This is a genomic window from Nonomuraea cypriaca (assembly GCF_015645445.1).
GTDB lineage: Bacteria > Actinomycetota > Actinomycetes > Streptosporangiales > Streptosporangiaceae > Nonomuraea > Nonomuraea cypriaca.
Window position 1 is genome coordinate 1 of the sequence record NZ_JADOGI010000280.1, and the last position, 12574, is coordinate 12574.

Consider the following 12574-nt stretch of genomic DNA (forward strand, 5'->3'; position numbering starts at 1 on the left):
ACCAGCCGTACCCGAGGTAGAGCACGACCAGCGCGGCGGCCAGCGCCATCACCGAGCCGACGCCCAGGTCGATGCCCTGCGTGCCGATCACCAGCGCCATCCCGAGCGAGACGATCACGATGGGGGTGACCTGGACGAGCTGGGTGCGGAAGTTCGACGCGTCCAGGAAGTGCGGCGTGAACAACACGTTGAACAGCAGCAACACCAGCACGGCCGCGTACACGCCGTAGTCCTGCACCCACGCGAAGACCCGCGGTTTGAGCACCGCGACGCGCCCTGAGGTGAGCTCAGCCATCGGACTGCTCCGCGATCGTCGCCATGATCCTCTCCTCGGTCACCTCGTCGCCCGACAACTCGCCGGCCACGGCGCCCTCGCGCAGCACGAGGATCCGGTCGGCGCCCTCGACCAGCTCCTCCAGGTCGGAGGAGATCAGCAGCACGCCCAGTCCCTCCTCGGCCAGCTCGTCGATCAGCGCCTGCACCTCGGCCTTGGCGCCCACGTCGATGCCGCGTGTGGGCTCGTCCAGCAGCAGCACCTTGGGCCGTACGGCCAGCCAGCGGGCGAGCAGCACCTTCTGCTGGTTGCCGCCGGACAGCTCCGACACGAGCTGGTGGGGCGAGGCGGCCTTGATCCGCAGCCGCCGCATGAAGATCTCGACCACCCGGTCGATCTTCGTGTCCGACACCACGCCCGCCCGGCCGAGCGAGGGCAGGGCGGCCAGCGCGATGTTCTCGCGGACCGACAGGGTCGGGATGATGCCCTCGGCCTTGCGATCCTCGGGCAGCAGGCTGACGCCCGCCCGGATCGCCGCCGTGGTGGAGCCGCCGCGCAGGGGCAGCCCGGCCACGAGCACCTGTCCGCCGTCCAGCGGCAACGCGCCGACGATGGCCTTCGCGGTCTCGGTACGGCCCGCGCCCAGCAGTCCCCCGAGACCGACGACCTCACCGGGGCGGACGGAGACGTCCACGCCGGCCAGGACGTGCCGCCTGGTCAGGCCGCGCGCCTCGACGACCGGCGCCTGCCCGTCGCCCTGATCATTACGGCGGGTGAAGCGGGTCAGGCCCTTCGTGCGGACCTCGTTCAGGTCGCGGCCGAGCATGAGGGAGATGAGCTGGAGCCGGTCCAGCCCGTCGAGCGGCCCGGTGTGCGCCAGCCGCCCGTCACGCAGCACGGTGACCCGGTCGCACACCTGGTAGAGCTCGTCGAGCCGGTGGCTGACGTACATGACCGCGATCCCGGCGTCGCGCAGCCGCCTGATCACCCCGAACAGCGTCTCGACCTCACGCGGCTCCAGCGAGGACGTGGGCTCGTCCATGATGACCACCCGCGCGTCGATGGAGACGGCCCTGGCCAGGGCGACCATCTGCTGCGCGCCGACGCCGAGCGTGCGCAGCGGCCGCCGTACGTCGGTCTCGACGCCGTATCCGGCGAGAACGCGTTCCGCCTCGCCGTACATCGCGGCCGCGTCGATCACGCCGAAGCGGCCTCGTGGCTCGCGCCCGAGCAGCAGGTTGCGGGCCACGCTCATCATCGGGACGAGGTTGACCTCCTGGTAGATGGTGGAGATGCCGGCGCGCTGCGCGTCCATGGGGGTGCCGAAGACGGCGGGGCCGCCCCGGTGGCGCAGCTCGCCGCCGTCCGGCTGGTACACGCCGGTGAAGACCTTGATCAGGGTGGACTTGCCCGCGCCGTTCTCGCCCACGAGGGCGTGCACCTCGCCCGCGCGCAGGGCGAGGGCCACGCCGTCGAGAGCGAGCACGCCGGGGAAACGCTTGCTGATCTCCCTGGCCTCGAGAACCGGTTCCAAGTCAGTACGCCTCACCGAGGGAGTCCTTGGCGTTGGCCGTGTCGTAGTCGCGGTCGGAGATGATCACCTTGTCCGGGATGGGCTCGCCGTCCAGGAACTTCTGGGCGGTCTCGAAGGCGAGCGGCCCGAAGCGCGGGTTCGACTCGATGACCGCGTGCAGCCAGCCGTCGGCGATGCTCTGGACGGCGCTGCGGGTGCCGTCCACCGACACGATCTTGATGTCGCCCGGCTCCTTGCCCGCGCCCTTCAGCGCGGTGACCGCGCCCAGCGCCATCTCGTCGTTCTCCGCGTAGATGCCGTTGATGTCGGGGTTGGACTGGATGAGCTGCTCGGTGACCTGCTGCCCCTTCTCCCTGGCGAACTCGCCGGTCTGCTCGAACGAGATCGTGATCCCGGGGGCCTGCTCCTTGACGCGGTCCTTGAAGCCGTTCGTCCGCTCGGTTGTCACGTTGTTGCCGGGGGCGCCGAGGAGGATGGCGACCTTGCCCTTGCCGCCCACCGCGTCGATCATGCGGTCGGCGGCCCGCTTGCCCTGTTCGTAGAAGTCCGAGCCGATGAACGTCAGGTAGTCGCTGCACGCCTTGGCGTTGATCTTCCTGTCGACCGTGATGATCGGGATCTTCTTGGCCGCGGCCTGCTGGAGGACCGGCTCCCAGCCGTCGGAGTTCAGCGGGGCGATGACGAGGAGCCGCACGCCCTGGGCGATGAGCTGCTGGACGTCGGTGATCTGCTTGGAGAACTGCGACTGGGCGTTGGTGACCTTGAGGTCCGTGATGCCGAGCCGGTCCGCCTCGTCCCTGATCGACTTGGTCTCCGCGATGCGGAACGGGTTGGCTTCCTTCTCGGACTGGGAGAAGCCGACCGTGGCCGTCTTGAGGTCGAACTTCGTGCCGCCGAACTGCTCCAGCGTGCACGTCGGCCCGGCCGTTCCCGCGGGGCTCTGGACGACCTGCTGCCCGGCGGTCCCGGTCGGCGCGGGCGCGCTCTGCGGCGCCTCGGCCTTGGCGCAGGCCGCCGCCGTGAGAAGCACGGCCAGGGCCAGCGCGGCTGTCCGGAGATGGGGGGTCATGGCGATTCCTTCCTATCAGGGCGCGACGCCCGGGTCCCGTCAGACGTGACCCGGGCGCGACGCCCGGGTCACGGGGCTGTGCCGGTGACCCGGGCGTGCGCGGCCGTCAGGCGCAGGGTGGGTTGATCGCGCTCGTGAGAGCCTTGTGAGCGTCGTGGACCCGCTTGACGTCGGGCTTGGTGATCGCCCGGTCGTACGTCATCAGTCCGTTGATCTCGGTCTCGACGTCGGTCGTCTGGGTGTAGATCGCGGCGCTGAGCCCCTCACAGGCGTGCAACCGCTCGAGCTCCTTGACCATGCTGACGTAGCGGGTGGTGAGGGCCTCCGGGTCGGGTTCGACCGCGTAGCCCCAGCCGCCGCCCGACCAGGTGTGGCCGACCACGGGCAGGGCCAGCCCGCCGTACTCGCCGAGCACGTTCGCCCTGGTGCCGGTGGGTTTGCCGGGGTTTCCGGGGCCCGGGTAGATGTGGAAGTCCTTGATGTCGCCGTTGCCCCCGTCCACGGCGCCGCAGCAGTTGATCCCGCTCATGTTGTTCACCAGGCGCGAGGGGTCCCAGCCCTTGACCAGGTCGGCGATGCGCGCCTGGTCGTACTGCCCCCAGCCCTCGTTGAACGGCACCCACATCACGATCGACGGGCTGCTGCGGTGCTGGTCGACCATCTCGCGCAGCTCGGCCTCGTACTGCGGTTTGTCATCCGTGCGGAAGGCGGCCGGCATGTCCTGCCAGACCAGCAGGCCCAGCTTGTCGGCGTGGTGGTACCAGCGGTCGGGCTCCACCTTGACGTGCTTGCGCACGGCGTTGAAGCCAAGGTCCTTGGTCCGCTTCAGGTCGTAGCGCAGGGCCTCGTCGGTCGGCGCCGTGTAGATGCCGTCGGGCCAGAAGCCCTGGTCCAGGGGGCCGATCTGGAAGACCGGCTGACCGTTCAGCAGCATCCGGTTGCCGGCCAGCGAGATCGAGCGCATCCCGAAGTACGACTCGACCTTGTCCTGCTTGAGTCTGACCTCCAGGTCGTACAGGTGCGGGTCGTCCGGGGACCACAGCTTGGGGTTGGGCACCGGGAGTCTGAGCTCCTTGCCTACCGCGCCGCGTACCGTGCCGACCACGCGCCTGCCGTCCCTGGCCACGACGGTCGCGGTGCCCGCGGAGCCGTGCACGGTGACGTAGAGGGCCTGGCCGCGCACGTCCGGCGTGCTGTCCACGCGGTCGATGTGGTCCCTGGCGACCGGCTCGATCCAGACGGTCTGCCAGATGCCGGAGACGGCGGTGTACCAGATGCCGCTCGGGTCGAGCCGCTGCTTGCCGATGGCCTGGGTGCCGGTGTCGGTGGGGTCGTACACGCCGACGACCAGCTCCTGGCGGCCGCCACGGCTGAGCGCGTCGGTCACGTCCGCGGTGATCCGGTCGTAGCCGCCCTTGTGGGTGGCGACCTGCTTGCCGTTGACGTACACGGTGGACTGCCAGTCGACGGCGTCGAGGTGCAGCAGGAGCCGCTCGCCGCGCCAGGTGCGCGGCACCTCGAACGTCCGCCGGTACCACATGCGCTCCTCGTGCCGGCCTATGCCGGACAGCTGCGACTCGACCGGGAACGGCACGACGATGCGCTCGCGCAGGTCGCGGCCGATCGGCGCGGCCTCTCCCGCCTTCGCCGGGGCGAACTGCCAGGTGCCGTTGAGGCTGCGCCAGCGGTCCCTGGCCAGCTGCGGCCTCGGGTACTCGGGGAGCGGATTGGCCGGGTTCACGTCATCCGCCCACTTCGTACGCAGCACGTAGGCGGAGGCGTTGACCACGTAGGCGTGCGCGTACGCGGCCAGCGGCGTGCCGTCGGCGTGGGTGATGCCGCCCTCGCCGTCGTAGGAGGCGCGGACGGTGCTGCCCGCCTTCGCCGGGACCGGGTGCTTCAGCTTGAGCTCGACGGTCTCCGGACTCTTCAGCACCGCGGCGGTCACCGGCCAGTCGGCGGCTCCGACCTTCATGGCGAGCTTGCTCGCCGCGGTCGCGGGCAGCGCGGCCAGCGGCTCGGGGAACGTGAGCGTCGCGACGTCGCCGGCCTCGCTCAGCCGGGCGTCCGCGGGTCCAGGAGGCTGGAAGTCCGCCGGCAAGGTGAACGCCTCCGTGGGCACGATCGCCTTCGGCTGGCTCGGGCTCTGCCAGCGCAGCCGCAGGTGCGCGCCGCCGAAGTGCTCGAAGTACTCGACCTTGATGTCGTACTTCCTGCCCGCTTCGAGGGCGATCGGGGTGCCGATCTGCTCGCGGTCCCAGTCGTCCACCCAGTGGTCGATGATCGGCTTGCCGTCCACCCAGAGGCGGAAGCCGTTGTCCCCGAACATGGAGAAGGTGTAGGTCTCGGAGTGCTCCGCCTGGATCTGCCCGGTCCACCGTACGGTGGCGTCGTCCTCCCTGCCGGTCAGCAGCGTGAGCGTCGGATTCAGGTCGGGAAACTCCAGGTTCGGGTCGACGACGCTCGCCTTGAGCTCGCCGAAGTCGAGTGTCCCCGCTCCCGAGGCGAGGTAGTAGTCGCCGCGCAACCCGTTCCGCTCGGCCACGGCGCCGGAGGAGGAGGAGTCAACGGAAGCGGCGGAGGCGGATAACGGCGTCTGCCAGTACACGGACATCAGTACGGCCAGCAACAACGCGAGGCGCTTGCGCACGGGGGGTCCTTTCGACACGAGGGCCGATCAGGTTCGGACAGCTTTTGACCCTGACTTGCTCCAAAGTAAGCACCGGCGGACCGAGCCGGTCAAGATTTCCGATCAAATTCGTTCCCATTCGGTCAGAGGCGAACCCATGTTGACTGTTCGTCTATGATCGGGAGCGTGAGCGACACGCAGAGCGACGGACGCCGGCCCGTGTTCGCCGCCGAACGCCGGCAGCGCATCCTCGAATTGGTGCGTGCCAACGGCGCGGTGTCGCTGCGCGAGCTCGCCCAGGCCGTCCACTCCTCCGAGGTGACCGTCCGCCGCGACCTGCGCGCGCTGGAGTCCGAGGGCCTGCTCAACCGGCACCACGGCGGCGCCACGCTGCCCGGCGAGCTGTCCCGCGAGGCCGGCTACGCCCACAAGGTCTCCCTGGAGTCCGCGGAGAAGGCCGCCATCGCCGACCTGGCCGCCGCCCTGGTCGAGGACGGCGACGCCATCGTCATCGGGCCAGGCACCACCACACAGGAGTTCGCGCGGCGGCTGGCCAGGCACGCCGAGCTCGCGGTGGTGACCAACTCGCTGCTGGTCGCCCAGGTGCTCGCCGGCTCGCCGCGGGTCGAGGTGATGCTGACCGGCGGCACGCTGCGCGGCCCGATCCTGGCGCTGGTCGGCAGCGCCGCCGAGCGGTCGCTGGCCGGGCTGCGGGTGCGCAGGGCGTTCATCTCGGGCAACGGGCTGAGCGCCGATCGCGGACTGTCGACGCCCAACATGCAGGTGGCGGGCGTCGACCGGGCGCTGGCGGGCGCGGCGGAGGAGGTCGTGGTGCTGGCCGACCACACCAAGATCGGCGTGGACACGATGGTGCAGACCGTCCCCGCCGAACGCATCGACCACCTGGTCACCGACGACGCCGCGCCGCGCGACGTGCTCGACGAGCTGAGCGGGCGTGGCGTCCGCCTGCACGTCGCCCAGTTCTGATCGAATGTGACAATCCCGTTACTGGAACGTTTCCTTCCTCGACCACGATCGAGGCGGAGGCAACCGTGCTACAGGTGGCAGGCGTTCTCAAGACCTTCCAGGGCGTCACCGCCCTCGACCACGTCACCCTGTCCGTACGCCCCGGCGAGACTCACGCCCTGATCGGCGGCAACGGCGCCGGCAAGTCCACCCTGGTGAAGGTGCTCTCCGGTGTCCACCAGCCGGACGCGGGCGAGCTGCGGTTCCTCGGGGAGCCGGTCAGGTTCGCCGGCCCAGCGGACGCCAAGCGGGCCGGGATCGCCACGATCCATCAGGAGACGAACCTCGTACCGACCATGAGCATCGCCCGTAACCTGCTGCTGGGCAGGGAGCCTCGGGGGCGGTTCGGCTTGATCGACGCGGCGGCCGTGCACGCCCGCGCGGAGGAGGTGCTGGCCGCGTACGGGCTGCGGGCCGACGTGCGCCGCCCGCTCGGGTCGCTGGGCGAGGGCGCCCGCCAGCTCGTCGCCCTGGCCAGGGCCGCCTCGGCGGACGCCCGCCTGGTCATCATGGACGAGCCCACGTCGGCGCTGGAGCACGCCGAGCTGGAGATCCTGTTCGGCGCCGTCAGCCGGCTGCGCGAGGAGGGCCGCTCGGTCGTCTACGTCACCCACCGGCTGGAGGAGCTGTACGGCGTCTGCGACCGCGTCACGGTGCTGCGCGACGGCCGGGTCGTGCACACGGGGCCGCTGGCCGGGCTCGACCGGCTGCGGCTGGTCGCGCTCATGCTGGGACGGCCGTTCCACCCGGTGGAGCCCCCGCTGCCTGCGGGCGAGCCGGACCCGCCCGCCGACCTGCCCGTGCTCGAGGCCAAGGGCCTGACCAGGCAGCACATGCTGGACGGGGTGTCACTGGCGATGCGGGCCGGCGAGGTGGTCGGCCTCGGCGGGCTGCTCGGGGCCGGGCGCAGCGAGACGGCCAGGGCCATCGCGGGCGCGCTGCCGGTGGACGCGGGGCAGGTGACGGTCGCGGGTGCGGCGGCCCGCAAGTGGTCGATCAGGAACGCCGTACGCGCCGGGGTCGGCCTGGTCCCTGAGAACCGGCGTACCGAGGGCATCGTGCCCACCCTGTCGGTACGCGACAACATCGCGCTGGCCGCCCTGCCCCGGCTGTCGCGGGCCGGGATCGTGTCGGACGCGCAGGTGGACGGCATCGTGGCGACGTTCATGAAGCGGCTGGGCATCAAGGCCGTCTCGCCGCGCCAGCCCGCCGGGGAGCTGTCAGGGGGCAACCAGCAGAAGGTGCTGCTGGCGCGCTGGCTGGCCATGCACCCCAAGGTGCTGCTGCTGGACGAGCCGACCAGGGGCGTGGACGTGGCGACCAAGCTGGAGATGCAGGCGCTGCTGGACGAGCTGGCGGTGGACGGGCTGGCCATCCTGCTGATCTCGTCGGACGTGGCGGAGCTGGTGGCGAACTGCGACAGCGTGGTGGTGCTCAGGGACGGGGCGATCACGGAGCAGCTGACCGGCTTCGAGGTCACGGAGGACCGCCTGCTGTCCGCCCTCGCCAAGGACTGACCACCGCCGGTGCCTCAGTAGACGGAGATGTGCGGGTGGTCGTAATGGTTGGCCGTCGTGCCGCCCCGGTCGGACATGGTGCGCCACCCGCCCGTCCCGGCGTGCCAGATCCGCTGCCGGTAGATGACGTACATGATCCCCAGCCGCTTGGCGTTCTTGATCGCCCAGGCGGCGATCTGATCGCCGCGCTTGAGCTCCTCCCCGGAGGGCATCGCCCCGCCCCGGCTCAGCATGAAGTCACAGGCCCGCCCGAGCGGATGCTCGCCACCGTCCTGGATCGCCCGATAACACCCGATCCCGTACGGCACGTCGAACCGATCGTCGATGAGCTTCTTGACCAGCCGCATCCTGGGCGTGACGTTGTCCGAGCCGTCGGGAAGCTGCAGGACCCACGTGCCGTCGGGACGCCGTATCCCGGGCGCCGTGTAGAGCTGGTCGATCTTGTCCCTGATCCGCTCGATCTGCTTCTCGGCCTTCTTCCTGCGCTCCTCCAGGTCCTCCACCGTCTCGGCGAGCTCCTCGGCGCGCGCCGAGGACTCGTCCTTCGCCCGCTGGTGTGAGTCCCTGACCCGCGCGTACCCGCTGAGCCTGGCGGCCTGCGCATCGATGAGATGCTGGGTGAGCGCCATCCCGCCGAGCAGCCCGGACGGGTCCCCCCCGCCGGTGAGCAGGGCGAACCGGCTGGGCTCGCCGCCGACGTACCGGGCCATGGCCATGGCGCGCAGCTCGCCGGAATGCAGGTCGAAGGCCTCCTGGGCGGCGGCCAGCTTCTCCCGCGCTGCCTTCTCCGCCTTTTCCGCGTTCTGGTGGGAGACGCGGCTGCTGTAGTAGTCGGTGATGAGCTTGTCCGACTCCTTCTGCAGCGCCGCCAGATCCTTCCTCAGCTGCTTCGCCGTCGGTTTGGGATCGGCCCGCACCGCCGCCGGAACGGCCACCAGGACCGCGGCGGCGAGGACGGCGAGGACGGCGAGGAGAGCCTCCGCCGGAGATGGGCCGTGCTGCCGGTCGGCGGGGGACGCAACCGCCACTCTTCTCCTAACCCCGAACTTCAGGGCATGTTCCGGTCAGGAGTCGTTCAGGCCCGGGGACGCCCTCTATCCGACGCTGATAGTAGGGGATCGCGGGTCCCGGCATGCGACTTACGGCTTTTCCTTCTTGTCCGGGAGGTCGTCCGGCCGGTCCGCGTCCGCGAGGTCCGCGTCCGGGAGGTCGGTGCCTGGGAGGTCGCCGTCCGGGAGGTCGCCGTCCGGGAGGTCGTCCGGCTTTTGGAGGTCCCAGGACGGGGAGGAGCCGCGCGGCCGCCGTACTCTGCGGGCCACGATGTGCCGACCCAGGAACACCGAGCCCGGCACCACGACCATCCCCAGCAAGCCGACCCCCAGGTCGAGCTCGCCGTCCAGCAGTCTGGACCCCAGCCCCACGCCGACCTCGGCGTCCAGCAACCCGTCCCCCTCCCCGCCGAGCAGCGGCAGGCCGGCCGACACCCCGACGGAGATCGACAGGAGCGGCTCCCTGTTCACGGGCGGCGCGGGCGGCGGCGCGCCAGGATCGGGCGCGCTCGTCGTCGGCGGTTGGGTAGCGGGCGGATCGTCGTCCGGTGGGTCGCTGTCCGGCGGGTCGGTGTCCGGCGGTTCCTCGGCCGGCGGCGGCTCGTCGTCCGGGGGTTCGGTGGCAGGCGGCTCTGAGGTGGGCGGGGCTGTCGTGGGCGGCCGGGTGCTCGGCTCCGGCCGTTGCGAAGCCGTCGGCTGGCGCGTCGGCTCGCGCGTGACCGGGGGCGGCCCGGAGGTGGGCTCGCGCGTGACCGGACCAGGTCCGACCGTGGGTGGAGCGGTCGGCTCAGGGGTGTACGTGTCCGTACCGGAGTCCGTCGGAATCGGGGTGAGAGAAGTCGGAGGGCCGGACGTCGGCGAGGCGGGCACCACCGCCGCTGGCGGGGACGAGGCGGCGGGCGGGAGGGCGGCGCCGCTCCCCGGCGGGTCACTGAAGATCACGAACGTCGACACCACGGCCACGGCGGTCGCCACCACCAGCCCGCCCGTCACCGCGAGCTTGCCCGTGGGCGTGAGCGTGCTGTGGAACATGCTCGTGGTGCCGCCGTCCGCGACCGGTTGCGGCCGGGGCAGCAGCGCGGCGAGGGGCAGCAGCAGGATCCCGAGCCCGCTCCGCCCGCGTGTCTCCCACTCCTCGCCGTACGCGTCGAGCGCGACGCTCTCCAGTTCGGTCAGGAACGCCTCCGCCGACTCGGGCCGCGCGATCGGGTCCTTGGCCAGGCCGTGTTCGACGAGCGGTCGAAGCGGCTCGTCGACGTTCTCCAGCGGGGGCGGCGCGTTCTGGTGCTGGTAGGCGAGGGCGGCCACGTTCTCGCCGTGGAAGGCACGGTGCCCTGTCAGGCATTCGAAGAAGACGAGCGTGGCGGCGTACACGTCGGTCGCCGGGCTCGCCGGGGCGTCGTCCCACTGCTCGGGCGCCATGTACGAAGGGGTGCCGACGAGCTCGGCCGTCTCCCCGGTGTGGGCCGCCACGCCGAAGTCGACGAGCTTGCTGTCGCCCTCCTCGGTGACCATCACGTTCTCGGGTTTGAAGTCGCGATGCACCACCCCGCGCCGGTGCGCCTCGGCGAGCCCGAGCAGCGCGCCCTTCAGCACCGCCAGCGCGGCCTCCGGGCCCGTCCGGCCCTCGTGCTGCAGCAGCCGCCGCAGCGTGACGCCGTCGACGAGCTCCATCACGATGACGGCGTCATCGGCTGCTTCGACGTACTCCAGGAGGCGGGCGGTGTGGGGGCTGTCGATCTCCCGGATGACCTGTGCCTCGGCCCGGAACCGCGCCACGAACTCCGCGTCCGCCCGCAGCGTCGGTGACAGGTGCTTGATCGCGACGGACAAACCGTCGGCATCCCGTACGGCGAGCATCACCCGGCCTGTGCCGCCGTGTCCTAGTTCCCGGAGCTCCGTGTAACCGGGAACCTCCATGGCAGCCCCTCCCGACCGGATAAAGATCCTTATGTCAGGAAGCTAACCCGAGTCACGCGGTGTGTCGACCCTCTTCGCGGGAGTGACTGCGCCCCTGCCGTAATCGATATTTTTACTACTTTCTATAGTAGTTTTGTGTCACTCACGGATCACTTGCGGCAGTGGCTCGGCGCCTGGCCGCCGACGGAGAAAATGCACGTCACGGGCTCGGATCGGCGTACCAGACCGGGCTGGGACGGCCGTGTTCACCCGGCCCTCGGGGTCGGCTGCCCGGACGGCGCGGTCCTGTCGGTGCCGCCTGAGCACGTCGCCCGCGTCGCCGCGGCACGGACGCTGGGAGAGGTCCCGAAGCTGGTGGGGTACGCGGAACGCGGCTGGTTCGAGGCCGTCTACCGCTGGACGACCAGCCCCGCTCCGCTGGCGGACGCGGGCCACTGGGTCCCCGCCACCGCGCCGGAGGTCCCGGAGTGGCTCCACCCGTTCGGCGGCGACGCGCTGGTGGCCGTCGACCCGGACACGGGCGAGCACCTGGCCGGGGTGGGCATCAAGCGGCACGACGCGTACGGGCACGAGCTGTCGGTCGTCACGACCCCTGCGGCGCGCCGCAGGGGGCTGGCCAGGCGACTGGTGGCGCAGGCGGCGCGGCGGGTGCTGGACGAGGGGGCGGTGCCGACATACCTGCACTCGTTCACGAACCTCGCCTCGTCCTCTGTGGCCACGGCCGCCGGCTTCCCGAACCATGGCTGGACCGCCTTCGGCATCGCCGAAAAGTAACCCAGCCGCCGCCGGAGTCCGGCCCGGGGCGTCAGGGTCGCGGGCGTCAGCGCCACCGGCGTCAGGCCGAGAGCGTCAGCGCCACCGGCGTCAGGCCGAGGGGGTCAGGGCCACCGGCGTCAGGCCGAGGGGGTCAGGGCCACGGGCGTCAGGCCCTGACGGGAGGCCGTGGCGGGCGGTCCGGCGGCGGCGCGGGAGGCAGGTGGCGCGGGGAGTCAGGCGGCGGCGCGGGAGGTCAGGTGGGTGCGGACGTTCGCGGCGGCGGCGCGGCCGGCCCGGTTCGCGCCGATCGTGCTGGCGGAAGGACCGTGGCCGACGAGTTGGAGCGCGGGCTCCTTGACGACCTGGGTGCCGTCCACCATGATGCCGCCGCCCGGCTCCCTGAGCCGCAGGGGCGCGAGGTGGTCGAGGGCCGAACGGAAGCCGGTGGCCCAGATGATCGTGTCCGCGTCCAGACGCCGCCCTTCGCGCCAGGCGACACCGTACGGCGTGACGTGGTCGAACATCGGCAGGCGATCCAGCGCTCCCTTCACCAGCGCCTCCGTGACCACCTGGGTGTACACCAGGCCGGTGACGCTGACGACGCTCTGCGGCGGCAGACCGGCACGGACGCGTTCCTCGACCATGGCGACGGCCTCACGCCTGGCCTCCTCGCCGAACTCGTCCTCCCTGAAGACGGGCGGCCGCCGGGTCACCCACGCCGTGCTCGCGGCGACGCCGGTGACCTCGGAAAGAACGTGCATGGCTGAGGCGCCACCGCCCACCACGACCACCCGCCGCCC

At 71.3% G+C, this 12574-nt stretch carries 10 protein-coding genes; 3 read left to right on the forward strand and 7 right to left on the reverse strand.

Going from position 1 to position 12574, the window contains the following annotated elements; genetic code table 11:
* The 4 genes from ITP53_RS48510 to ITP53_RS48525 form a co-directional block, all read right to left on the reverse strand.
* Nucleotides 1–295 (reverse strand): ABC transporter permease subunit (locus ITP53_RS48510; protein ID WP_407941398.1); only part of this gene is annotated, 295 nt, incomplete at its 3' end.
* Nucleotides 288–1808, reverse strand: a complete 1521-nt coding sequence (locus ITP53_RS48515) for a sugar ABC transporter ATP-binding protein (RefSeq protein WP_195902256.1) — start codon at nt 1806–1808, stop codon at nt 288–290. The genes ITP53_RS48510 and ITP53_RS48515, both read right to left, overlap by 8 nt.
* Nucleotide 1809: 1 nt before the next feature.
* Nucleotides 1810–2877 carry an ABC transporter substrate-binding protein gene (locus ITP53_RS48520; RefSeq protein ID WP_195902257.1) on the reverse strand — a complete coding sequence of 356 codons (1068 nt, stop codon included), beginning with the start codon at nt 2875–2877 and terminating at the stop codon, nt 1810–1812.
* A 106-nt stretch (nt 2878–2983) separates the two neighbouring features.
* Nucleotides 2984–5527 (reverse strand): PA14 domain-containing protein, encoded by a 2544-nt coding sequence (locus ITP53_RS48525; RefSeq protein WP_207757496.1) that lies wholly within the window; start codon nt 5525–5527, stop codon nt 2984–2986.
* Between the two features lie 165 nt (nt 5528–5692).
* On the opposite strand from ITP53_RS48525, the gene ITP53_RS48530 reads away from it, so the two are divergent.
* Both ITP53_RS48530 and ITP53_RS48535 read left to right on the forward strand, forming a co-directional pair.
* The gene (locus tag ITP53_RS48530) at nt 5693–6493 is read left to right on the forward strand and encodes a DeoR/GlpR family DNA-binding transcription regulator (RefSeq protein ID WP_328818229.1); all 801 of its coding nucleotides are present in this window, start codon (nt 5693–5695) and stop codon (nt 6491–6493) included.
* Between the two features lie 74 nt (nt 6494–6567).
* Nucleotides 6568–8049 (forward strand): sugar ABC transporter ATP-binding protein, encoded by a 1482-nt coding sequence (locus tag ITP53_RS48535; RefSeq protein WP_328818231.1) that lies wholly within the window; start codon nt 6568–6570, stop codon nt 8047–8049.
* Between the two features lie 14 nt (nt 8050–8063).
* On the opposite strand, the gene ITP53_RS48540 is transcribed toward ITP53_RS48535, so the two are convergent.
* Entirely contained in the window at nt 8064–9077 is a 1014-nt protein-coding gene (locus ITP53_RS48540) for a coiled-coil domain-containing protein (protein WP_328818233.1), read from the reverse strand.
* 111 nt (nt 9078–9188) lie between these two features.
* Nucleotides 9189–11018 carry a serine/threonine-protein kinase gene (locus tag ITP53_RS59845; RefSeq protein WP_207757497.1) on the reverse strand — a complete coding sequence of 610 codons (1830 nt, stop codon included), beginning with the start codon at nt 11016–11018 and terminating at the stop codon, nt 9189–9191.
* A 135-nt stretch (nt 11019–11153) separates the two neighbouring features.
* On the opposite strand from ITP53_RS59845, the gene ITP53_RS48550 reads away from it, so the two are divergent.
* Nucleotides 11154–11792, forward strand: a complete 639-nt coding sequence (locus tag ITP53_RS48550; protein ID WP_328818235.1) for a GNAT family N-acetyltransferase — start codon at nt 11154–11156, stop codon at nt 11790–11792.
* A 215-nt stretch (nt 11793–12007) separates the two neighbouring features.
* On the opposite strand, the gene ITP53_RS48555 is transcribed toward ITP53_RS48550, so the two are convergent.
* The coding region (locus ITP53_RS48555) for an FAD-dependent oxidoreductase (protein WP_236052024.1) at nt 12008–12574 on the reverse strand (567 nt) is incomplete at its 5' end.